Genomic DNA, 22,247 nt, shown 5'->3' with positions numbered 1-22,247 from the left:
GACTGCAATGCACCACATATCCATCAAGACCCTGCTACCACTCCTGCTTATTGGCCTACTTTCAGGCTGTGCAACCCCAACGCCCTACGACTACACCGCATTTGAGCAAAACAAACCGAACTCCATCCTGGTGCTACCGCCGGTAAACAAATCACCGGATATCAAGGCAACCTACAGCATGCTCTCGCAGGTGACTTACCCCCTAGCCGAAGCGGGCTACTATGTGCTGCCTGTGGCTCTGGTTGACGAGACGTTCAAGCAGAATGGCTTGACCAATGCAGACGAGATGCACATGGCCCCTCCGGCTAAACTGCGCGAAATCTTCGGTGCGGATGCCGCCCTCTACATTGATGTCACCCGATACGGCAGCAGCTACACCGTGATCAACAGCGAAGTCGCGGTAGAGGCCACAGCCAAACTGGTCGACCTGCGTAGCGGTCAACTCCTTTGGCAGGGTAGTGCGGTAGCTAGTACAGCGGAAAACCAGAACCACGGCGGCGGGCTTATTGGCATGCTGGTCACCGCCGCAGTCAACCAAATCATCAACACCCTCAACGACCGGGGACACGATGTTGCAGGCATCACCAGCCGGCGCCTGCTCACCGCCGGGCAGCCTAACGGCATCCTCGGCGGTCCGCGCTTGTCGGAGCAGCGACAAGCGAACCTGGCGACCCGCTGATAACGCAGAACCCTCCACCGAAAAAACGGCGCGCTTGCCAGAGCGCGGCCGTCTCTAGATAAGCGCAAAAGAAGAACCAGGGGACACGCAACACGTCCGCCTCAGCCTGACCTTGGTTGGCATAGCCATGTTCCGACATCCACTCCGTTTTCAGGCTTCTGAACAGCGCTCCATCGGTGCGTTATCCCAGCAGTTGCCACGACGGCTCATGCCCTGCTTGATCCGGTAGCGCCACAGCATTTGGCGGAACTCGATGCTGGTGTAATGGCTGCCTTGGTCAGAGTGAAACATCAGCTGCTGCGGGCAACCACGGGACTCAAAGGCCACGCGCAGAGCACGCGTCGTAAGTTGCGAGTCCGGTCGGTTGGGGAGCGCCGGGGAGGCAGTTTTTTAGGGTCTCTTTCTGGCCTGTCCTTTCAGACCAGACTCTTCGCCGCTACCGTTAGGAAGAGTTAAACCCACCCACATCCCAACCGGAGGCCAGCCATGAGCGCTCAGCTTCCCCCCATCGTTTCTGAGTTCGAGACCGAAGAACAAGCAGCCAGCTATGACCGCTGGTTCCGTGCCAAAGTGCTGGAAGCCATGAACAGCAACAAACCCCGCCTCCCCCACGACGAAGCAATGGCGAAGGTACAGGCCGCCTTGGAAGAACGCAGGAAGGTTCGCGCAAACCGTTCGCTGGACTGACGAGGCCACCACCGACTTGGTGGAAATCATCGACTACATCGAGCAGCGCAACCCTCTCGCGGCCGAGGCGCTACATGCCGCCATATTGAGGACTGTCGAGGGTCTTACATCTGCCCCTACTTGTTCCGGCCGGGTCGCGTGCCAGGCTCCCGCGAATGTGTCGTGCATCCCAACTATCTGGTGATTTATCAGCATCGACGTGCTGCGCGTCCTACACGCCCGCCAGGAATACCCTTAGCTACAGCGATCCGCGCATAAGGCGCAGGCTATCCGCGGCGGGTAACCCTAAACGTGCATGTCGTGGTGGATACTGTTGTATTGGTGGTTGCTGCGCTGGCTATTGCCATCCCCCTATCCGCGCTCCAGCACACAGGGATGGCAGCGCACCCGTCCTGCCTCGCCGGTTCGCCAGGCCCGAAAACCACTCCGGGTGGTCGACGAACTGATCCGCCTCAAGGCGCTGATGCCGCAGGCCGGTTGCCGCCTGGTCGCTGACTGCTTCAACCGGCGCTTCGCCGCAAAACGCCAGGTCAGCGTGAGCAAATCCTATGTGGTTTACACCTTGCGCCAGCGGCAGTGAAGCACGGCGGTGCATCAGACGACGTAAAGCTACGGCGGGTCCGGCCAACCACACTTGGGCGCTGGACTTGACCGGTAAACAGGATGTCCACGGCCAGCAGCACGCCATCCTCGGCATCATCGACCACGGCAGCCGCCGGCTACTGGCGCTCACCGCCGTGCCCAACAAGTCCGCCTGGACGCTGCTCGGCTACCTGTTTCTGGCCATCGGCCGTTACGGTAAGCCGCAGGCCATTCAACGCCGTGCGCCCGCACCAGAACCTGGGTGGCCGGACGCCGCTGGAAGCCTGGCAGGGAATTGACCCTTACCGGCAAGCGCCGAAGCGGGAGGAATGGTTCGAGGCCTGGGACGGCTTATTGCAGGGTTACCATTTACGGTTTTAGCGCAACCGGCCGATTCTGGGGTTAGCGATGGCGAGGCACCTGTCCACGGGCGGAACGACAAAACTCGCCTCGTTGGCGGAAAAAGGGGAAATTTCAGGGGAAACCGCCATCCGGTCCAGCTCGGAAACCGGCCGACGGTGGGCTGAAACTCGAAATCTGGCAGGTTTGGAAGAGGAAAATTCCCCGCCGAGAAAGCGGGGAAGGCTTATTGGACAGTTGGACGGGACAGTGAAGTTGCCGACATTCAAGGTCTATATTTTTAAAGAGAGGAGGGGGCTAATTAAATCCACGTTCTTGTGCTTGTGCTTTCTCATATTGATGGGTATTGCAAGCTCAACCCATCCTACGTGCTACATAGCTTTAATTTCAGCAATAATTTCTACAAATTCAGCCTCAGTCATTTCAAACTCAGCCCCCTCGTCCATTGCCATCAGAGCCAGCAGTTTACGATCCATATTTTCAGATATCTCAAGACCATGATCTTGATAAATCCTGAAGGCAGCTCTTGATATTTTAGAAATATCATAGCCGCCAACAGTTTCTCTCTCGAGTTCCGCAGCCATATCTTTCGCCGAATACGTCATTTCCAGCTCTCCAATTCTGCCCCAGTTGGAGGGTAATGCTGAGCGCTCACTGGCTGCCCATTAATATTTTTCGGGTGAACACGAATCACACTCCCAGACTGGCCATAACTTTCCATCCACTGCCTGGTTTGGCCGGTTTGAGGGTTATGCTCTGTCACAAATGATGCGCTGCGCGTACCCCCCTCAGTTCGAGCTGGTACTTCCTGCGTGTAATAACGCACACGTCCATCTGGTAAAGCTTTTGTAACAGCCGCGGTTTGCTGAGCTTTTTGCAAACCAGAGAGCTTAACCCTCAGAGCGGCTTGGGCATTAAGACTTGTCGCCTCACTTGCAACAGTTACTGTCTATTTTGCACCATTTAACTACCGAAGCAAAAACTTTCCCTGCAACTCCTTCACAACTTGCTTCATAGCCACAAGCGGACAAACATCATCTTGAGAATATACGCTACATGAAACCATATCTTCTGGATAGCCGAAGTCCGCGTAAACTTCCTGAAGTCTATTTATTTTATCTTGCTCGCAGTCATCGGACCCATCAATACAAAGGAGAAAAGCTAAACGCCACTTATCCAGATCAGCGACATAATCTGACTTTTCTATCTGTTTTGATACAAGACTAAGAAGTTCATCATCACTTAGATATTCCCCTCCCGCAATAACAGCAACATCCTCACTTTCGTTACCGCTCACAAGGAGACTGACAGCATATTCAAAGACATCCTTGCGTTTTACCCAGCCCTTTCTAAAGCCCAGAAAAATGACCGACCAGCACATCAAACCTAAATCAATCAATATCTTAAACGGAGACATTATCTTCCCCCCTACTTCTTCGGAATTTGGTTAGGCAATCCAGTGACTTTACCATCAGGGATAAAACGCCGATGAGTTACATCTCCTTGATCAATAATCCACTCAAAAACCCCATCAACTCCGTTATTGCTGCCCTCTATTTGTCTTAATTCGGATACCCTAACGACCTTGCCGCCAGCACCCTTGGTTGGTATTTCAAATTTAGCGGCATCACCTGCATAGTTATCAATGATGTTATTGAATCCATGCTGACCATCAGGGAGTTTATTTGCGCTCCCGACTCTCGGCTTCCCTATAACCGAATTATCTATTTCTTTTACACTACTTCGCGCAAACACCCCAGCGAACGCCTTTATTCCACTCTTTACGGCGACAGCGGCTCCACCAAGTCCCGCCAGAGTACCCGCCCACTCTGCTGTAGTCTTGGCCGCGTCTAGCGCCTTCTCCGTGCCCGTTTCCGGAATAAAAATTCGCCCTGCCAGCGATACATCCTCATCCAACATCTGCGCAGCAAACAGCCGTGCATCTGGGTTTATCTCCGCCAGCGCCTTCCCGTCCTTAGCCGCTATCACCTCGAAAGCGTTCATCACCTCTTGCGAATCCAGCTTCGAGAATTGCTCCGTACAAGCCGGACTTAGCTGACACCGCTCCATTACCTGATCTACCGCTGCCGCGGTCTCTTCGCGATGCAACAAGTAGTTATTCGCCGTCGCATTCGCCGCAACCGCCGCGCCTGCTTCGGCATCGCCCTCAGCCACCACCGCCGCCAGCACACCAATGATTTGCGAGGCCGCCAGTAGGTTCTTTGCGCCCTGCTTATATTCCGGGCTGTTCTGGTCCTTACCTGCCGGCAATAGCTTGTCGCCGAGCAACTCCACCAGGGCTTCGTTGGCCCCGACGGCCAAGGCGCCGGTGCGGAAGTCGCCGCCCATCGCCTCGGCCAGCAGGCCACCCAGCGCGGCGTGCATGGCAATCTTCGGCAGGCTGCTATTTGTGAACTGATTGCCGATCTCGTTGGCTCCGAGCGCCCCGCCGATACTCACGGCATTACCCACCGCTGCATCGGCCAGGTTGTCTTTGAAACTGCCGCCGTACACGGCGGTTTCTATCAGCGAGTCAGCCACTGTTTTAACCGCGACAGTTTTTATGCTCTCAGCGTTAAAACCGAGCTCTGTCGGTTTGTAGCCGAGCGAGTCACCAACCCCCGCCGTTGCGGCGGCCACCACGTAGCCCTTGATGGCATCCGAGGAGGTGACGTCCTTGACTACCGCCCCCAAATCGCCGCGATTGTTGATGGTACTGACGGTCGCGTTGGTGGCCACACTAACAGTCACTGCTTGGCCCACTGAGTTCATGCCCATCATCACCGGCCCCATGACCATCGATAAGGCAATGGCAATGATCAGCTGCGCCGCCGGCCCAAGGCTGGAATGGCTGTACTTGAACGACTCATGCACCTCCTGCACCCGCCGCCAATCGACATCGCCGCGCTGCTCGGCCTGTTTCAACCAAGCCAACTGCGGGTCGGCCTGGACCATCGCATCGATGGTCTGACTGACTGACTTCTGGTCGATCTGCTTGATATCGATCTGCAGGCCTTCGGCGGCCTTGATGGCGAGCTCGCCCTGGGCGATCAGCTGGCTCTGGACGACGGTCTCGTCGGTGTGGCCCTTGCCACTCATCGAGTTCCAGGCCCAGCTGTTCTTACTCTTCTCGTGACTCTCCTGTTCGAGGTCCTTGACCGCTTCGAAGGCGATCGCGCCGCCGCTCTCCAAGGTCAGATCGGCGCCGCTGTCCAGCTTGGCCGCCTGGTAGGTTTGGTCGCCGCCGCTGAGCAGGGTCAGGTCGCCGCCCGTGGTGATTTGGCTGCCGACGTTAGTGACTTGGGTGGTTTCGTCACGCTTGAAGCTCTTGCGGCCCCAACTGCCCTTGCTCTTCTTCTCGTAAAGGCTGTAGTCGTAATCCTCGGCGCTGAGCAGGGCCAGTTGCTCGCCCGCCACCAGGTAGGCTTCGCCGCCCGCCTCGACCTGGCTGGCGATCAGCGCCAGGTTGTGGTCGGCGCCGATCAATACATCGCCACCGGCCCGAATTTCGCTGGCCTGCTGGTCGATACGATCTTGCTGGCGGGTGACCTTCTTGCTCTTGGCGTAGAAGTGATCCTCGTTGGCCGCCGAGGCCAGCACCACGTCACCCGCTGCACTGAGGGCGATGCTGCGGCCGGCCGAACTCGCCGCTAGCTCAGCGGTGGCGGTGACGATCGGGTTGAGGAACAAAATACCGATCAGCACCGTGGCGATGTTCTGGAAAAACGGGCTGCGAACGTCCATGTGAGCGCAATCAAAAACCAAGGGGAAAGGAGAAACGCAGCGGCGCAGACACGGATTAAACCACAGAGCCCAATGCCAACCCTCGCGACACAACGAGAGAAGCATCACACTCTGGCGCAGACAAAAATCCCTCGCGGGTGAGGGAAAAGGTGGATGAGGCTGTAGCCACTGGCGCACAATGTACGTACATATGTAAATACGGGATGCAGCATGCGCTTTGAGTGGGATGAGGCTAAAAACCGTATCAACATCCAGAAGCATGGCATCGACTTCAACGATGCCGTGGACATTTTCAACCACCCTCTACTGGCCTTGCCGGATGAGCGCGAAGGTTACGGCGAAGAGCGCTGGATCGCCCTGGGCTGGATAACAGCACTGCTGGGCGTGGTGGTTTATACGGAACGAAGGGGCGATGTGATCCGCATCATCAGCGCCCGAAAAGCGACCCGACGCGAGGTACAACACTATGAGCAACGTATCGGCTAAAACGAAAACTGACTGGAAACGGCTGGAAAGTCTGACCGACGACGAGATCGACACCAGCGACATTCCGGAGCTGGGCGACGAGTTCTTTGCCCGTGCCGAGTTACGTCAGGTCGTTAAGCAACCGGTGACACTGCGCCTCGACGCCGATGTGCTGGAGTGGTTCAAAGGGCAAGGCCAGGGCTATCAGACCCGCATCAACAAACTGTTGCGCCTGTATATGGAGTCGCAACGACACCCATGATCCGAGACTCGCGCAAACGTCATGCATGAACGCACCTCGGCTCCGCAGAACGGGGGCCGAGGGCAGCCCGTCTTTACCGCGAGCGGGAGGCAAGAATGCCCGCCCCGATAAACACCGAGCAAAACCATGCCGCAATGGATTCTGCAGCTGTGCCGGATGCTGCTGCGCTGGCTGTTCCCCAGCCGGCGTCCGCGCCCCAGTCGGCATGGCTGGAAGCGAACGCACCCCGACCAACCGATGCGCCAACCGCGCAAACCCACCTGGATGGTCGATGAGTTGGTTCGACTCAAGGCGCTGATGCCGCAAGCGGGCTGTCGGCGAGTCGCCGACACCTTCAACCGGCGCTTCGCGGCGAAGAAACAGCTGACCGTCAGCAAGTCCTATGTAGCCTATACCTTGCGAGGGCGGCGCTACGAAATCGAATGTCTGCGCCGCAAGATTCGCCAGTACCGACCGGGGCTTGGCGAATCGAACAAGGTGTGGGGGCTGGATTTGACCGGTAAACAGGATGTCCACGGCCAGCAACATCCCATCCTCGGCCTGATCGATCACGGCAGCCGCCAGCTGCTGACCCTCACCGCCGTGCCCAACAAGTCCGCCTGGACGCTGCTCGGCTACCTGTTTCTGGCCATTGGCCGCTTCGGCAAACCCCAGGCGTTGCGCAGCGATAACGAGCGGGTGTTTACCGGTAGGCTGTTCAGCACAGTGCTGCGCCTGGCCGGGATTCGCCAGCAGCTCAGCGATCCTGGCTGCCCCTGGCAGAACAGCCGGATCGAGCGTCTGTTCGGCACCTTGAAAGGCAAGCTGGATCGCTGGCGGCTGCTCGACCGCGCCCAGCTGTACAGCGCGCTGAGCCAGTTCGCCTTCTGGTACAACGCCGTGCGTCCGCACCAGAACCTGGGTGGCCGGACGCCGCTGGAGGCGTGGCAGGGGATCGACCCTTATCGGCGACCGCCGAGACGGGAGGAATGGTTCGAGGCTTGGGACGGCTTATTGCAGGGTTACCATTTACGGTTTTAGCGCAACCGGCCGATTCTGCGGTTAGCGATGGCGCGGCACCTGTCCACGGGCGGGACGACAAAACTCGCCTCGTTGGCGGAAAAAGGGGAAATCTCAGGGGAAACCGCCATCCGGTCCAGGTCGAAAACCGACCGACGGCGGGCCGAAACTCGAAACCGGACAGCTTGAAATAGAAAAATCCCCCGTTGGCAAGGCGAGGGAAGTCGATTGGACAGTTGGACGGGACAGTGGGTATAGGGTCGGGTTTGCGCCTCAGGGGATAGTTGAGGCTGGCGGGAATGTTTGTCACAACAACTAGACCTTATAAAAGAAAAAACAAAAATATATTAAAAGCCCTAACCCACCAGAGAATGCTCTGAGCCACAAATTTTCATCCTTACCGACTGTGGCCCCGCCGGAAAACGGGATGTACCTCCCACTAACGAACGCGTAAAAGGAATACCCAAACCATGCCTGCCCAAACATTACCGTAAAAAAATCCCTCCATACACCATAAAATCTAACCAAATTCAAAATCATAAAACCCAACATCACTAAAACCAAAACCACAAGAGCACTCTTTCTGGAAAACAAAGTAAAGTCACTCACCTAGCAAATCCTTACCATTTTCAACTATGCCTGACCATGCACCAGACAGTGACAACGCATTGGTAATTTTTCTAGCGACCTCAAGAGGAACTCCTCTAGAGGCCGCGTATGACTCGAAGCCTGTACTTACAGCTCCCTCAGTAAGCTTTGTAAGTATAGCATCATTCAGATAACCAGAAAGCAAAGAGGCTCCAGTTGATATATGACCCAATCCCACCACCGTACCACCACTCCCAATTACTGCGCCAGCAGTCATTACTTTACTAAAATCATCCAACGCCTTCGCATCTGCAGCCCTTAACCAACGCAGAGTATCAGCATTCCCAAAGTCAATGTTCGCTCCCACCGCAATACATTCCGCATTACCACAAGGCCAAAATCGAGGCTGATAATATTTACCGTCAATTACTACCGGCACTACATAACCGCCACTGTCACCCAACGCATATCCCGTAAGCCTATCACGGGGATTCTGGCTAGAACCTCCTATATTCTGATTAGGAGCTAGCCCCAATGTTGAGTCATGAAATGAGTAACCCTCCGCGTTACTCAATACATACTTAGCAACATCAGGATCAATATCGACAGGAAGCAACTGAACATAAGTGTCGCCATACTTAACCCAGCGCCCACCTGTGTCATAGACTCCATCCTGCGGCACCACCATATCAGTCCCCGGAAAAATACCCTCATCCGCCCTGCTCGACACCCGCAAGACATCCTCAACTTCCCCCTCAGTAAATCTACCGCCACTTTTCTCTGCCAGTTCCTTGGCAAGAGCTTTTTCACTCTCATGAAGCTGACGGTTATATAGAGTCGCACTCCCCGCCACCCAAGCCCCAGTCTGCAAAGCCTTCTCATCACCTCCCTGCGCCCCAGCCGCCAGAACCCCGATCACCTGCGAGTTCATCACCAGCAGGCTCTTCTTCTGCTCCGGGTCCATCTGCCCGTACCAGCCTGCCAAGCTATCGACGAGGGCTTCGTTCACGCCAGCCGCCAGCGCACCAGTCCTGAAGTCCCCGCCAGCCGCTTCTGCCGCCAGGCCGCCCATCACCGCGTGCAGGCCGATCTTGGCCAGGCTGCCATCCTTGATATCCCATTTACCGGGGGCTGTCTGATCACCGATCAGGTTGAACCCCGCCGCCGCAAAGGTATTGGCCAGACTGCTGCGCAGGGCATCGCTAAGCGAGCTATCGCCGCCCAGGGCACGGTCAAGGACGGCGGAGGTGCCGTTTTGCAGCAATTGGTTGCCGGCAAACTGACCGATACCACTCCAGGTGTTCAGCCCGCCTTCAGTAATGACTTTGCCGCTGTTGACCAAGGCGCCGCTGGCGCCGGTCTCGGTGCCGGTCCAGCCGTTATACAGTCCGTTGGTCAGGCCTGCGGTGGCGCCCGCTACCACATAACCACGCAGCGCATCCTCCGAGGTCACGTCCTTGAGTATCGCTCCGAGGTCGCCCCGGTTGTTGATGGTGCTGATGGCCGTATTGCTGGCGGCTCCAGTAGCGACAGCAGTCAGGGCCACGTTGCCCCAGCCGGCAGCGACCGTAGAACCTATCGCGGCACCGTTCGCCACTGCAGAAGCGGTGGCTGTACCCGCAGCAGCCATCGTGCCTCCCGATCCCGCGGCTGCCCCTGCGACATTTCCGATTGCGGCGCTCGCCGCCCCCGCCGTGAAGTACGCCACCACGATGGCAATTACTATTGCCGCTCCGCCGCCCAACCCCGAGCTGCTGTACTTGAAGGAGTCATGCACCTCCTTCACCCGCCGCCAGTCCACATCCCCGCGCTGTTCCATCTCATTCAGCCAGACCAGGTTCGGGTCGGCCTTGACCATGGCGTCGATGCTCTGGCTCACCGTCTTCTGGTCGATGTGCTTGACATCGATATTGAGACCTTCCACCGCCTTGATGACGATGTCGCCCTGGGCAATCAACTGGCTCTGGCGCAGTGTCTCGTCGGTGGTCCCCTTACCCTTGGCCGACTGCCAGGTAAAGCTACTTTTGCTCTTCTCGTGGCTCTCCTGTTTGAGGTCTTTCACCCCGTCGAAGGTGATCGCGCCGCCGCTGGCCAGAGTCAGGTCGCCGCCGCTTTCCAGTTTCGCCGCCTGATAGAGCTGGTCGCTGCCGCTGAGCAGAGTGACGTCGCCGCCAGCGCTGACTTCGCTGCCGATATGGCTGACCTGGGTGACTTCGTCGCGCCGAAAGCTCTTGCTGCCGAAGCTACCCTTTTTCTTTTTCTGATAGAGGTAGTAGTCGTAATCCTCGGCGCTGAGCAGGGCCAAGTTCTCACCCGCCACCAGATAAGCCTCTCCATCCGCCTGCACCTGGCTGGCGGAAAGCAGCAAGTTGTTCGACGCGCTAATCACCACATCGCCGCCGGCCAGGATCTCGCTGGACTGCTGCTCGACATGGTCTTTCTGAAGGATGACCTTCTTGCTCTTGGACAAGTAGTGGCTTTCGTCGGCTGCCGAGGCGATCAGCACGTCGTTGCCCGCTGCCAGGTCAATATCGCGCCCCGCCTCAATGCGGCTGGCGATCGCCGCCAGGTCACGACCGGCGCTGATGTCGATGTCGCGCCCAGCCGTCACCTCGGCGCCCAGCTGACTGACCCGCTCATCCCGATAATGTGTGCCGCGCGCGTGCAGATGGCGCTCTTCCACCGAGGCAATGGTGACGTCACGCCCGGCGCTAATGCTGAGGTCGCCCCGGCTGTCCAATACGCCGCCGAGGTTGGCCACATCGCGCCCGGCACTGATGCTCAGGCTGCTGGCCGCCTCGATGCGGGCGGCGCTGTCGGCGAAGCTGCTTTCCCAGTGGCTGTTACCGGCGACGCTGGCATGACGGGTGACCGTGCGCTCGTTGAGTACATCGCCGGTCAGCGCCGTCAGGCTGACATCGCGCCCAGCGATAATGCCGCCCTGGGCATTGCGGATGCTGTCGGCCGCCAGCAGGTCGAGGCGGTTGCCGGCCTCGATCAGACCGCTGTTGATCAGGTCATTGCCGGCCACGGCGCTAAGGTTGTTGCTGGCGCGCAAGGTGCCGGCGTTAGTCAAGTCGCCGCCGGCGATCAGCGAAACGTCCTGCCCCTGGATCAGCGCGCCATTGGCCGCCAGGCGGCCTTCGGCCTGGGCCAGGTACAGCACCGGCACCAGGACCTGCTCACCGAGCACTTCGTGCTCTTCCAGCCAGACGATATCGTGGGTCAGCGCCGCCACTTGCTCGGCGCTCAGGCTGATGCCCACCGCCAGGTTTAGTGCGTTCTTGCTGGCGATGGCGTTGTCCATCAGGTAGCGGAACATCGCCTCGTCGCTGGTCAACCCGTCAATAAAGCGCTGGCCAGTGCGCGCGACGATGGCTTCGCGGATCAGCCGTTGCTCGTAGAAGCCGTCGCCCAGGCGTTTCTGCGCCGTGTCCGGGGTGACGCCAAGGTTGCCGAGCAGGTAATCGGTGCTGAGGAACTGCTTGAGGTTGGTCAGCTCGGGGTTGGTTTCGATCAGGTAGTTGTGACTGTTGAGCGGGGCGCTGCTGGTCGGCAGACCCTGTACCTGGTTCACGGTCTGTAGCACAACCGGTGCGGGACCGGACTGCACCTGGTTGGCGCTGGGGACGCCTGGCTGAAGCGTGCCGGGCAGGCTTGACGCGCTACCCAGGACGACAGATTGCGCAGTGGGCACACCGCCGCTGGGCACGTTCCCGGAACCGAGTTGTACCTGCTGCACGGCTCCTGGTATCGGCAGCACGGGCGGCAAGGCTTCGCCGTGCAGCGCGGTGGACACCGGCGCGGCAGGCCCACCACCGGCGCCCGACGTGCCGCTGGCCTGCACGCCCCCACCACTGCCAGACAGGCTCCAGGCACTACCCGCGACCTGATCGGCCGCTATACCCCCTTGGCTGGCGATGACAAACGCGCGAGCCTGGATATCGGCATACCCCAGGCTCTGCTCTTGCTGTCCCAGCGTAATGCTGCGGCCAGATAGGGTGCGATTGCCCACGCTGGTCAGCGCGGTGCTCGCGACGCCACTTTGAGCGGCTTGGCCGCTCAGACGGAACAGGCCGTTCTGGCTTTGCGGCAGGCTGAAACCGGGCAGGGTCAGGGGGTTGACCTGTTGCTGTTGCAGGTCGGGGGGAAGTTGCGAATTCAGGCTGACGAGGGTGCTGACACCCGTCGCATCGGTCGCAGTACTGCCGACTTTTTGTCCACCGCTTACATAGGTGAAGTAAGGGCGGATAACGCCATTGTCGATCCGGTTGCTGGCATTGACGCTGACGTTACCGCCGGCCTGGATGATCGCCGCGTAGCTTTGATCGCCCCTGCTGAGCTCAGTACGCGTTGCCAGGTGAACCAACTCCAGATCGAATTCCTGAGCAAGGAACCTGGCGAGGGACTGGGACAAGTCGCCGATGTTATCCGGATCATAACCCGGGCTCTCAAGCCAATATTTAGCGCTGAAGTCCGCCGCCTGCTGGACATAGACAAGTTGGTATTTGCGATCCATACGTGTCAGCCGGAATACCCGACTGCTTTCCACCTCGCCAATCTCCAAACCCTGGTTGTTCAGATTGGTCAGGTTCAGGACGATGTTGCCGCCGGCACTGATCAAGCTGGACTGGTTGTTGAGTGTGCTGCCTGTAATGTTCAGGTTGCCACCGGCATGAATAGCCGCCAGCGCACTCGCTGCAACCACCTCAAGCTTGTCGCGGCTGGTGACTTTGAACCAGGTATTGCTCTTGCCCGAACAATCCACCCCCGCCTCGACGCAGATAGCCTCTTCGATTTTCGCGGTGTAGAGGCCGGCATCATTAATCTGCAGTACATCGCGCGCGTTCTTGATCACTGCAGCCTTGAGGCTGAAGTCACCGCTGGCCTCCAGAGTTCCGGACAGGTTATCCAGGCGGCTGGCGGAGTGACCCAGGTCATTCTTGGCCAGGTCGATAGCCCCCAAGCTGTACACATCCGCATAACGGTTGGTGAAGTTATCCACCCGCAGCGCCATGTCGTCGCCGCTGAAGATCAGGCCGTTTTGGTTAAGTAACGTTGGGGCGTACAGCCGCAACATTTCGCCGCTGCCCAGGCTGCCGTAGTTATTCAGGGTGCCAGCGCGCACGGTCAAAGCGCTTGCCGAGGTCAGCGTGCCGCGGTTGCTGAGCAGGCCGCTGCTGGTGACGGTGGTCAGCCCGCCGCCGGTAATCCGGGCGCTGCTGGGCAGATCGATGCTGGCAGCGCTGAGGCTCAGGCCGCCCAAGCTACTCAGACGGCCGTTACCGCTGTAACCGCCGCTCAATGAAAGCGACAGCGTGCCGTCGCTGGCCAGCAATCCGTGGTTGACCCAGCTACCGCCTGTGCCGATAAGGGACTGACTGGCCAGTAACTGACCTGTGGCGGTCTGGGTGAAGTTGCCGATATTCAAGGTCAGCCGCCCGGCCTGCAGCACGCTGCTGTTGCTCCAACTGGCGGCGTTGAGAGTCAGGGCGCCGTTGCTGACCAGAGTGCCGCCGGCCTGAGTGACGTTGGCGCTAGACAGACCGAAGTTGCCGCTGCCGGTGTGCAGGATGCGTCCAGCGCCGTTACTCAAGCTCGCCACGTGCAGGTCGAGGTCTTGGTTAGCGCTTTCTATCACGCCGAAACCGTTGTTCAGGCTGCTGCTGACGATCCGCGTGCTACCCGTGCGGCCGAGGGCACGCAGGCTGCCAACGACGTTATTGATGCTACTGGCACTTAGGTCGAGCGCGCTGTCGCTTTCGATCTGGCCGAACTGGTTATTCAGCGCACCACTCAGGCTGAAGTCGATCTGCCCGGCGGCCACTTTGCCGCCTTGTCCCAACGCCATGCCTTGGTTAAGCAGCTGTGTGCCGCTGACACTGAGCAAGGTGCCGGCATATAGACCGCCGCCTTGGTTGTCGAAACCGGCAGTCACAATGCGGTTCTCGCCACTGAGCGCCGAGAGGTGCCCGGAGCGGTTGTCGATGCCCTGGTCGGCCTGGATATCCAGGGCTTGCGCCTGGGTAATCCCGCCATTGGCGTTGTCGAAAAATCCCGCGGTGAGCAGCTTCAGCCAACTGGAAACACTGCTGAGCATGCCATCTGCACTGTTATCGAGACTGCCAGCCCGCACATCGAGGCTGCCGGCCTGGGCGACGATACGCCCGCCCCGGTTGTCCAGCGCAGTATTCAACGTCAGGCTCGTGGCACCTTGGCTTTGCAGGGCGCCGCCCTGGTTGTCGAGGCGTTGCGCGCTCACGGCCACGCTGCCCAACTGGCTGTAAATCAGGCCGTCCTGACTATTGTTCAGGGCGCCGCCGAGGTTGATGGATAGGTCGTTGCGGCTGGCGAGCGTGCCGGAAGCCGAGTTGTTCAGGCTGCCAGTGATCAGTTCGAGCAGCCCCTGGCTGGCCAGTTTGCCGCCGCGGTTATCCACGCTGGCAGCCTTGAGCAGCAGCGCTCCGCCGCTGGCCAGCGTGGCCTGCTGGCTATTACTCAGGGCACCGAGCAGGGTCAGGGTCATGGCGCCATTGCTGGACAACGTGCCACCACGGTTGTCCAGCGCACCGGCGCTGTTCAGGCGAAGGGATTGCTGGGCACTGAGCTGACCGGAACGGTTATTCAGGCTCTGGGCGGTGATGGCCAGGTTGCCGGCACTATTGATCACGCCTGCATCGTGGTTGTCCAGCACGCCGCCGATGGTCGCCGTGAGGTCGCCTTCGGCCGAGAGAATGCCCTTGGCATTGTTCAGGCTGGCGGCCTTGAGCTGCTGGATGCCCTTGCTGACCAGCGCGCCCTGATCATGGTTGTCCAATGCACCGCTGAGGTCGACGGAAAGATCGCCTTCGCGGCTCGACAAGGTGCCGCTCGCTGAGTTGTCCAGGCTGCCGCCCGCCACATCGAGCCCTGCCCAGCCGGATAACAGGCCACCGCTGGCATTACGCAGGCTATGCGCCTGTACGCTCAGTTGCCGACCGCTGATGATGCGCCCCAGGTCGCCGTTGTCGATACTCGCCGCCGACACGGAGAACGCTTGCGAGCTGGAGATTTCACCGCCCTGGCGGTTGTCCAGCGCGCTCAGGTTGTCGAAACTTAGCGGGCCAAACGCGGAGATCAGACCGCCACGGTTATCCAGGTCGCCACCGTTGAGGTTCAGACTCACGCTCGCCTCGCCGATTAACCGGCCCTGCTGCTGGATCAGCCGTGCAAGCGTCAGGCTCAAGTTGCCCTTGGCGGAGATTTCGCCGCCCTGGCTGGAGTCCAGATTGGTGGCGCGCAGGTCGAGCACGCCATTGCTAATGATCAGGCCGTCCTGGCGGTTATCCAGCGCACCGGCGCTTAGCATCAGCCCCTGCTTGCCGCTCAGGGTACCGCCCTGGCTGTTGTCCAGGTCGCCACTGTTCAGGTGCAAGCTGCCGGCGCTGACGATCAGGCCGGCGGCGCGGTTATTCAACGCCCCGGTATCGAGGTTGAGACCAGTCGAACTGGAAATCAGCCCGTTCTCACTGTTGTTCAACGCCGTGGACTGCACGGTGATGCTGCCACCGGCCACCAGCGCGCCGTCGTCGTGGTTATCCAGCTCGCCCTGAAGGGTTAACTCGATATCCGCGGCGCTGGCCAAGGTGCCGCCAGCGCTGTTGTCCAGGCTGCCCGCAGTGATCTGCAAGCCTTTGGCGGCAGAGAGTGCGCCGTTGAGGTTGTTCAACAGGGTGCGGGTAATATGCAGTTGCAGCGCATCGCCGCTGATGATGCGCCCGGCGCTGTTGTTCAGCTCTTCGGTTACCAAGGTGAAAGCGTCAGCACTGGAAATTTCGCCGCCCTGGCTGTTATCGACGCTGGCGACCTGGCGTATCAGCAGGCTACCAGGCGTGGCGATCAGGCCGTGGTCGCGGTTATCCAGACGACCGCCATTGAGGTTCAGGCTGAGCGCAGTTTCGCTGATCAGCTCACCCCGGTCATGCTGATCGAGGCCTTGCAGATTGGCGCTCAGCGCGCCTTTGCTGGCGATCCGCCCCTGAGCGCTGTTATCTACCTGGCCAGCGCTCAGTTGCACACGAGCGCTGCTGGTGATGCTGCCCTGCTGCCGATTGACCAACGCGGCAGTGCTGAGCTCAAGATCGCCCTTGGCGCTGATGCGCCCGCCCTGGCTGTTGTCCAGCGCGCTACTGGAGAGGATCAGCGCGTCATCGGTGACCAGCATGCCCCCGCGGTTGTTCAGTGCGCCGCTGGCGATGTCCAGTTTTCCGGCACTGGACAGGATGCCTGCGGCGTTATTCAGCGCGGCAGAGCGTACCGTCATCGCGCCCTCGCTGATCAGTGCGCCTTCAGCGGAGTTGTCCAGCGCGCCACTCGAGCTAATGTCGAGCAGGCGCTGGCTGGTCAGGGTGCCACCCCGGCTGTTATCCAGGCTGGCGGTTCGCAGCACCAGGCCGTCGCGCCCGGAAAGTACGCCCTTGAGCTGATTGAGCAGGCGCTGCACAGTCAGCGTCAGACCCGCATCGCCGATGATCAGGCCGGCGTCGCTGTTGTTCAGCTCGCTGGCGCTCACCCTCACGCTGGCACGGCTGGAAATCTCCCCGCCTGCGCTGTTGTCCAGGTCCGTGGTGTCGAGGTCGATGCCTTGAGTGGCGGCGATCAGACCGCCGTGGCTGTTATCCAGCGTCGTAGCCTGCAAGCGCAATTGACCCTGACTGAGCAGTTCGCCGCCCTGCTGGGTGAGTTCGTCCACCTCAAGGTTCAGGTCGCCCGTGCTGGCCACTTGGCCCAGAGCGCCGTTATCCAGTCGCTCGGCCTTGAGATCGAGCGTACCGTCGCTGACGATAGCGCCACCGCTGGCGTTATCGATATGGCCCGCAACGAGGCTCATGTCGGCTTTGCTGTTCAACAGGCCCGACTGGCTGTTATCCAACGTCGTGGCATTAATATTCAGCGCGCCATCGGCGACCAACATACCGCCCTGGTTGTGCAACTGCTTGCCGTCGAGTTCCAGCCATTGCTTGCTCGACACTATGCCGCCCTGGTTAGCGAGGCTATCGAGCGTGAGCTTCAACGGCCCTTGGGCGATTACCGCACCGTCGGCCTGGTTGTTCAGCGCCCCCGAAAGCTCAAGGGTGATATCACCCTGACTGACGAACGTGCCCTCCTGGCTGTTATCCAGCATGCCGCCGCTCAGGCTCAGCGCCTGCTGGCCGGAGACGATGCCCTTGATCCGGTTGAGCAATTGCGCCACGACCAGGGTCAAGGTGCTACCGGCGAGTATCTTGCCGGCCGCACTGTTATCCAAGTGTTCGGCCTGGATATCGAGGTTTACCGCACTGGAGATTTCGCCGCCCTGGTTGCTCAGCGTGTCCGCCGCGATGGTCAGCCCCTGACGGCCGGCGATCAGGCCGCCAGCGCGGTTGTCGAGCGTATTCGCGTTCAGCACGAGGCGGCCATTGCTCAGCAATTCGCCGCCGTTGCGCTGGTTCAGCGTTGCCAGGTCGATACGCATATCGCCCTGACTGGACAGCTGTCCGCCTTCGCTGGAGTCCAGGCTGTCGGCTTCGACAGTGGCCCGGCCATCGACGATAAGAGCACCGCCGCGATTATCCAGCGCGTCGCCGCGCAACAGCAGGTCGCCACGGCTGCTGAGCAGCCCGGCGCCGGTATTGTTTAAGTGGTCGAGCGTCAGTTGCAGATCACCGCCACTGAGCACACGGCCGGCATCGCGATTGTCCAAAGTTGCGCTCGTCAGGGTGAGCAGCCGAGCCCCGCTGAGCGTGCCGGCCGCGCTGTTGTCGATCGTCGCGGCACTCAGTAGCAGGTCGGTATTGCTGGCCAGCAGGCCTTGCTGGCTATTGTTCAGGTGCTCCAGCGTGGCGTGCAGCCCCGCTTCGCCGATGACCCGTCCACCATCGCTGTTGTCGACAGTGCCGGCCGTGACGCTCAGGCCGCGCTTGCTGGAGATTTCACCGCCCTGGCGGTTATCGATGGTCTGCGCAGTCAGGAGTAGATCGCCTCCCGCGCTGAGTAGGCCGTTATTGCTGTTGCTCAACTGAGCGGCGTTGAGCGTCAGCAGGGCGCCACTCAAGACGCGACCAGCGAAGCTGTTGTCCAGCAGCTGGGTTTCCAGCGTCAGTGCTCCGCCAGCACTGAGCACACCCAAGGCTCGGTTGAGCACATGGTCGGCGACCAGTTTCAGCGCAGCCTCGGCGATCAGACGACCGTGGGTGCTGTTGTCCAGCTGTGCGGCGCGCAACTGCAGGTTGCGACTGCTGGAGATTTCCCCAGCGTTACGGTTGTCGATGCTGACCGCTTTGACCGAGGCATCGCCTTGGGCGGAAATAAGCCCCTGATTGGCGTTGTCGAGCGACTGTGTGTGCAGCGCCAACGTGCCGCCACTGAGCAGTTGTCCACCGCCCTGCAGACTGAGCTGGCCGGCAATCCGCACCTCTGCCGCGCCATTAGCCCGCAAGCGACCTGCGCCGCCAGCGTCCAGGCTGTCGGCTTGCAACACCAGTTGCCCGGCACTGAGGATTGAACCGCCACGGCTGCTGGCCGTGCCGGTGGTCAGTCGCAAGTCGCCCTGGCTGCTGAGCTTGCCGGCGTTATTGTTCAACGTGGTGCTGTGCAGTTGCGTATCGCCAGCGCCCACCAGAGCACCGTTGGCATTGTTCAGTTCAGCGCTGTTCAGTGTCAGCTTGCCGGCGCTAACCACACTGCCCTCACGGTTATCCACGGCGCCGCTGATCAGCTGCAAGTCCTTGCCACTCAGCACACGGCCACCGGCATTATCGAAAGCGCCTTGAATGGTCGCGTTCACGCTGTCCTGACCTTGCACCAGGCCCTGCTCGCGGTTGCTCAGGCTACCGGCTTTGAGGGTGAACGCCTGTTCGGCGGCCAGCACGCCTTGTTTGCTGTTGTCCAGCAAACCACGGGATTCGATGGCGAGTTGACCCTCGGTCGCCACCAGCCCGCCCTGGTTGTTCAGGCTGCCGGTGTTGAGCAGCAACGCTGCGGTACTGGAAATCTCCCCGGCACCGCGATTGTCGATGCTGTCGGCGTCGAGCTGAAGAGCGCCCTGGCTGCTGACTTTGCCGCCTTGGGCGTTGTTCAGACTCGCCGCCTTCACCGTCAGCCTGCTGTCGCTGGTAATGGAGCCCATCTGGCGGTTGTTCAGCTCGCCGGCGACCGTCAGGCTCATCGCGCCGCCGCTGCCCATCCGGCCGGCGCCACTGTTATCCAGGCTGCCCGCACTCAGGGTCAGTTGCCTGGCCGACGAGAGCACGCCACCCAGGTTATTCAGCAGCGTGCGGGTGATACGCAGCTCCAATGCCTCGCCGCTGAGCAGCTTGCCGGCGCTGTTGTTCAGCTCGCCGGTGACCAGGCTGAAGGCGCGGTCGCTGGAGATCTCGCCGCCCTGGCTGTTATCGATGGCGACGACGTTGTTCAGCAACAAACTGCCGGACGTGGCGAGCAGCCCCTGGCGACTGTTGTTCAGCCGTCCGCCAGCCAGATCGAGGGTCAGCGCCGTTTCGCTGAGCAGCCGCCCACCGCCATGCTGGTCCAGCCCTGTCAGGGTGGCAGTCAAGGCGCCCTTGCTGGCGATACGGCCTTGCCCGCTATTGACGGCCTGCGCAGCCCGGAGCGTCAGGCCGCCCTGGCTGAGGATCGTGCCTTGCCCCTGATTGTGCAGATCGCCGCTCAAGGCGAGACTCAGCCCCGTACCGCCCAGCACCTGGCCAGCACCGCTGTTATCCAGACTGCGACCTTGCACACTCAGGCCCGCCCCCGCGGACAAGACACCCTTGGCGTTGTTGAGCAGCCGCGCCACCAGCAGTTGCAGCGCACCATCTGCGATGACCTTGCCGGCCTGGGCGTTATTCAGCTCGGTGGCCTGCAACAGCAGGCTGGCGTTGCTGGATATCGCCCCGCCTCCGCTATTGTCGAGGCGCACGGCGCTCAGGTTCAGGGCCTGGCCGCTGCCAATGCGGCCCTGGTCGCGGTTGACGAGCGAGTCTGCTTGCAACGTCAGGGCGCCGCTGCTGGCGATCACACCGCCCTGGCTGTTGTCGAGCTGACTCACGACGAGGCCGAGGGCCGCACCGGAACTGATTTCCCCACCTTGATCATTGCTCAGGCTTTGCGCCTTGAGCTGCGCCCCGGACTTCGCCGAGATGACCCCGGCGACGCCGCTATCGATGCTCTGCGCCTCCAGGCGCAGGGTCTCGCCAGCAATCAAGCGCCCGCCCGAACGCAGATTCAAACGACCTTGCAACTCGACGTCCACCGCACCCTTGGCGCTCAACTCACCGCCGTTATCGGCATACAGATCAGTGGCGCGCACCTGCAGGCGGCCAGCCGAATTGATCCGCCCTTGTGCGCTGTTGTCGACCGTTTGAGCACTCAGATCCATAGCGCCATGGCTGCCGAGCGTCCCGCTCTGATTATTCAACTGCGTGGCCTGCACGCTCAGCTTGGCGTTGCTGACAAACTGGCCTTGCTGGTTGTGCAACACCCCCGCCACCTTGACGCCGGCATCGCCCTGGCTTTGGATCAGGCCAGCATTTCGATTGTCGAGCGCGTTGGCATCAATCACCAATGTGCCCTCGGCGAGCACGCGCCCCAAACGGTTATCCAGTTGCCCGGCCTTGACCTGAGCCAGGGTCTTGCCGCTGAGGGTTCCGCCTTGGTTGTCCAATGCTTGAGCAACTTGCACGGTCACTTGCCGATTGGCGATCACGCTACCGCTGTTGCGTAACGACTGACCACTGATGGCAACGTCGCCCTGTTGGTTGCGGCTATTGTCCGGATTCACCCCGGCTTCGATCAGCCCGCTGTTGATGACTTGCCCGCCGCTCAAGGCGATGCTGCCGGCCGCGGCCAGGCTCTGGCGGTTGGCCAACGCGGCGCTGGTTTGCGCACTGATGCTGCCTGCGGCGTAGGTCTTGCCGGTCAGCTCGGCACTCTGCGCGGCAATCCGCACATTACCGCTGGCGGCGGTCTGCGCCAGGCTCAGTTGGCCGTTGGCGTCGATCTGAATATCGCCAGCGCTGGCAGCCAGATTGCCGGCCAGTTTGACGCCAACCCCGGCTTCGGTGCCGACCAGACGAATCGCCCCGGCGTACATGCCGCCCAAAGCCGAGCTGTCGATGGCCAGGGCCGGCGCATCGCCAGGGCGAGCAGCCTTGGCGGTGGTCGCCAGGCTGTCCGCCTTGACCTGGTTGCGCCCGGTTACGATGTTGAGCTGGTTCGCGTGCAACTCGGCATTGAGCTTGGCACTGCGGGTGATCAGGTCGAACTGGTCGAGGTTGCTGGCGTTGAGGCCTTGGCCTTCCAGGGTGATTTGCCCGCCGTCGACGTCGAAACGATCCAGGCGGCCGCCCTCGACGATGGCTTTACCGGTGGTCAGCGTGGCCCGCGGGGTGTTGATAAAGCCGCAACCGTTGCAGGTGATGCCGTGGGGGTTGGCGACGATCACGCGCGCCGCCTGACCGGCTACTTCGGTGTAACCCTTGAGCTGACTGGCATTGGCCCCGGTGACCTCGTTGAGAATCATGCCGGCGGCGCGGCCTTGCAGGTTGGGGTTGCCGACGATGATGCCGCCAAGCTGCGTGCCCTGGGTGCGGGCCGTGGCGTTGTTGAGGATCAGCCCCTGCTGACCGACGTTGTAGTCAATGAACGTGTTATGCGACAGGCCGCTGCCGTTGGGCGTGGCGATATTGACGATGGGCACACCGTTGCCGGCGCGGTCCAGACGGGTATTGCCGCCGGCCTGGCCGTCCACGGCCAACTGCGCGGCCGTGGCGACGATCGGGTCGAGAAACATAATGCCGATCAACACACAGGCAATGTTGTGGAACAGCGGGCTACGAACGTCCATGTAAAAAACTCCAACCG

At 60.5% G+C, this 22,247-nt stretch carries 11 protein-coding genes and 2 pseudogenes; 8 read left to right on the top strand and 5 right to left on the bottom strand.

Translation table 11 applies throughout. The features are described 5' to 3' along the window. The first annotated feature begins 7 nt into the window (after positions 1 to 7). On the top strand, positions 8 to 679 hold the full coding sequence (locus B3M58_RS02330; protein WP_296216944.1) for a DUF799 domain-containing protein: 672 nt from the start codon (positions 8 to 10) through the stop codon (positions 677 to 679). Between the two features lie 100 nt (positions 680 to 779). Here B3M58_RS02330 and B3M58_RS02325 read toward each other — a convergent pair. Further along, positions 780 to 1,054 (bottom strand): annotated as a pseudogene (locus tag B3M58_RS02325) (DDE-type integrase/transposase/recombinase); the annotation flags it as partial. 111 nt (positions 1,055 to 1,165) lie between these two features. Here B3M58_RS02325 and B3M58_RS02320 point away from each other — a divergent pair. From B3M58_RS02320 to B3M58_RS02305, 4 genes and pseudogenes are all read left to right on the top strand, one after another. Continuing rightward, a complete protein-coding gene (locus B3M58_RS02320) occupies positions 1,166 to 1,366 on the top strand; it encodes a stability determinant (RefSeq protein WP_296216943.1) in 201 nt (66 codons plus the stop codon). Positions 1,367 to 1,382: 16 nt separating this feature from the next. After that, positions 1,383 to 1,604, top strand: a pseudogene (locus B3M58_RS02315) (type II toxin-antitoxin system RelE/ParE family toxin). 87 nt (positions 1,605 to 1,691) lie between these two features. Then, positions 1,692 to 1,946, top strand: coding sequence for a hypothetical protein (locus B3M58_RS02310; protein WP_296216942.1), 255 nt, complete (start codon positions 1,692 to 1,694; stop codon positions 1,944 to 1,946). Between the two features lie 67 nt (positions 1,947 to 2,013). Then, positions 2,014 to 2,247 carry a hypothetical protein gene (locus B3M58_RS02305; protein ID WP_296216941.1) on the top strand — a complete coding sequence of 78 codons (234 nt, stop codon included), beginning with the start codon at positions 2,014 to 2,016 and terminating at the stop codon, positions 2,245 to 2,247. A 432-nt stretch (positions 2,248 to 2,679) separates the two neighbouring features. Here the strand turns inward: B3M58_RS02305 and B3M58_RS02300 are convergent, their stop codons facing one another. The 3 genes from B3M58_RS02300 to B3M58_RS02290 all read right to left on the bottom strand — a co-directional run bounded on the left by B3M58_RS02300 (position 2,680) and on the right by B3M58_RS02290 (position 6,052). Then, positions 2,680 to 2,913: a hypothetical protein gene (locus B3M58_RS02300; RefSeq protein ID WP_296216940.1), complete on the bottom strand. Its 234-nt coding sequence runs from the start codon at positions 2,911 to 2,913 to the stop codon at positions 2,680 to 2,682. Positions 2,914 to 3,275: 362 nt separating this feature from the next. Continuing rightward, complete coding sequence (locus tag B3M58_RS02295) at positions 3,276 to 3,725, bottom strand: DUF2247 family protein (protein WP_296216939.1); 450 nt, start codon at positions 3,723 to 3,725, stop codon at positions 3,276 to 3,278. An 11-nt stretch (positions 3,726 to 3,736) separates the two neighbouring features. Beyond that, the gene (locus B3M58_RS02290; protein WP_339627551.1) at positions 3,737 to 6,052 is read right to left on the bottom strand and encodes a DUF637 domain-containing protein; all 2,316 of its coding nucleotides are present in this window, start codon (positions 6,050 to 6,052) and stop codon (positions 3,737 to 3,739) included. 210 nt (positions 6,053 to 6,262) lie between these two features. Between B3M58_RS02290 and B3M58_RS02285 the strand changes: the two genes are divergently transcribed. From B3M58_RS02285 to B3M58_RS02275, 3 genes are all read left to right on the top strand, one after another. Beyond that, a complete protein-coding gene (locus B3M58_RS02285) occupies positions 6,263 to 6,538 on the top strand; it encodes a BrnT family toxin (RefSeq protein WP_296216938.1) in 276 nt (91 codons plus the stop codon). Then, a complete protein-coding gene (locus tag B3M58_RS02280) occupies positions 6,519 to 6,779 on the top strand; it encodes a BrnA antitoxin family protein (protein ID WP_296216937.1) in 261 nt (86 codons plus the stop codon). The genes B3M58_RS02285 and B3M58_RS02280 overlap by 20 nt, the downstream gene beginning before the upstream one ends. A 126-nt stretch (positions 6,780 to 6,905) precedes the next feature. After that, positions 6,906 to 7,799, top strand: a complete 894-nt coding sequence (locus B3M58_RS02275) for an integrase core domain-containing protein (protein ID WP_296216936.1) — start codon at positions 6,906 to 6,908, stop codon at positions 7,797 to 7,799. Between the two features lie 580 nt (positions 7,800 to 8,379). Here the strand turns inward: B3M58_RS02275 and B3M58_RS02270 are convergent. Beyond that, positions 8,380 to 22,230, bottom strand: a complete 13,851-nt coding sequence (locus B3M58_RS02270; RefSeq protein WP_296216935.1) for a filamentous hemagglutinin N-terminal domain-containing protein — start codon at positions 22,228 to 22,230, stop codon at positions 8,380 to 8,382. Positions 22,231 to 22,247: the final 17 nt, after the last annotated feature.

It is taken from the genome of Pseudomonas sp. UBA2684 (assembly GCA_002354655.1).
Taxonomy (GTDB): domain Bacteria; phylum Pseudomonadota; class Gammaproteobacteria; order Pseudomonadales; family Pseudomonadaceae; genus Aquipseudomonas.
Note: the sequence above shows the minus strand (reverse complement) of the source record. Positions and strands in the feature narration are given on the sequence as shown.

Coding starts and splice junctions, on each gene's coding strand:
- B3M58_RS02330 (WP_296216944.1), top strand. CDS start 8: ATGCACCACATATCCATCAAGACCCTGCTACCACTCCTGCTTATTGGC.
- B3M58_RS02320 (WP_296216943.1), top strand. CDS start 1,166: ATGAGCGCTCAGCTTCCCCCCATCGTTTCTGAGTTCGAGACCGAAGAA.
- B3M58_RS02300 (WP_296216940.1), bottom strand. CDS start 2,913: ATGACGTATTCGGCGAAAGATATGGCTGCGGAACTCGAGAGAGAAACT.
- B3M58_RS02295 (WP_296216939.1), bottom strand. CDS start 3,725: ATGTCTCCGTTTAAGATATTGATTGATTTAGGTTTGATGTGCTGGTCG.
- B3M58_RS02290 (WP_339627551.1), bottom strand. CDS start 6,052: ATGGACGTTCGCAGCCCGTTTTTCCAGAACATCGCCACGGTGCTGATC.
- B3M58_RS02285 (WP_296216938.1), top strand. CDS start 6,263: ATGCGCTTTGAGTGGGATGAGGCTAAAAACCGTATCAACATCCAGAAG.
- B3M58_RS02280 (WP_296216937.1), top strand. CDS start 6,519: ATGAGCAACGTATCGGCTAAAACGAAAACTGACTGGAAACGGCTGGAA.
- B3M58_RS02275 (WP_296216936.1), top strand. CDS start 6,906: ATGCCGCAATGGATTCTGCAGCTGTGCCGGATGCTGCTGCGCTGGCTG.
- B3M58_RS02270 (WP_296216935.1), bottom strand. CDS start 22,230: ATGGACGTTCGTAGCCCGCTGTTCCACAACATTGCCTGTGTGTTGATC.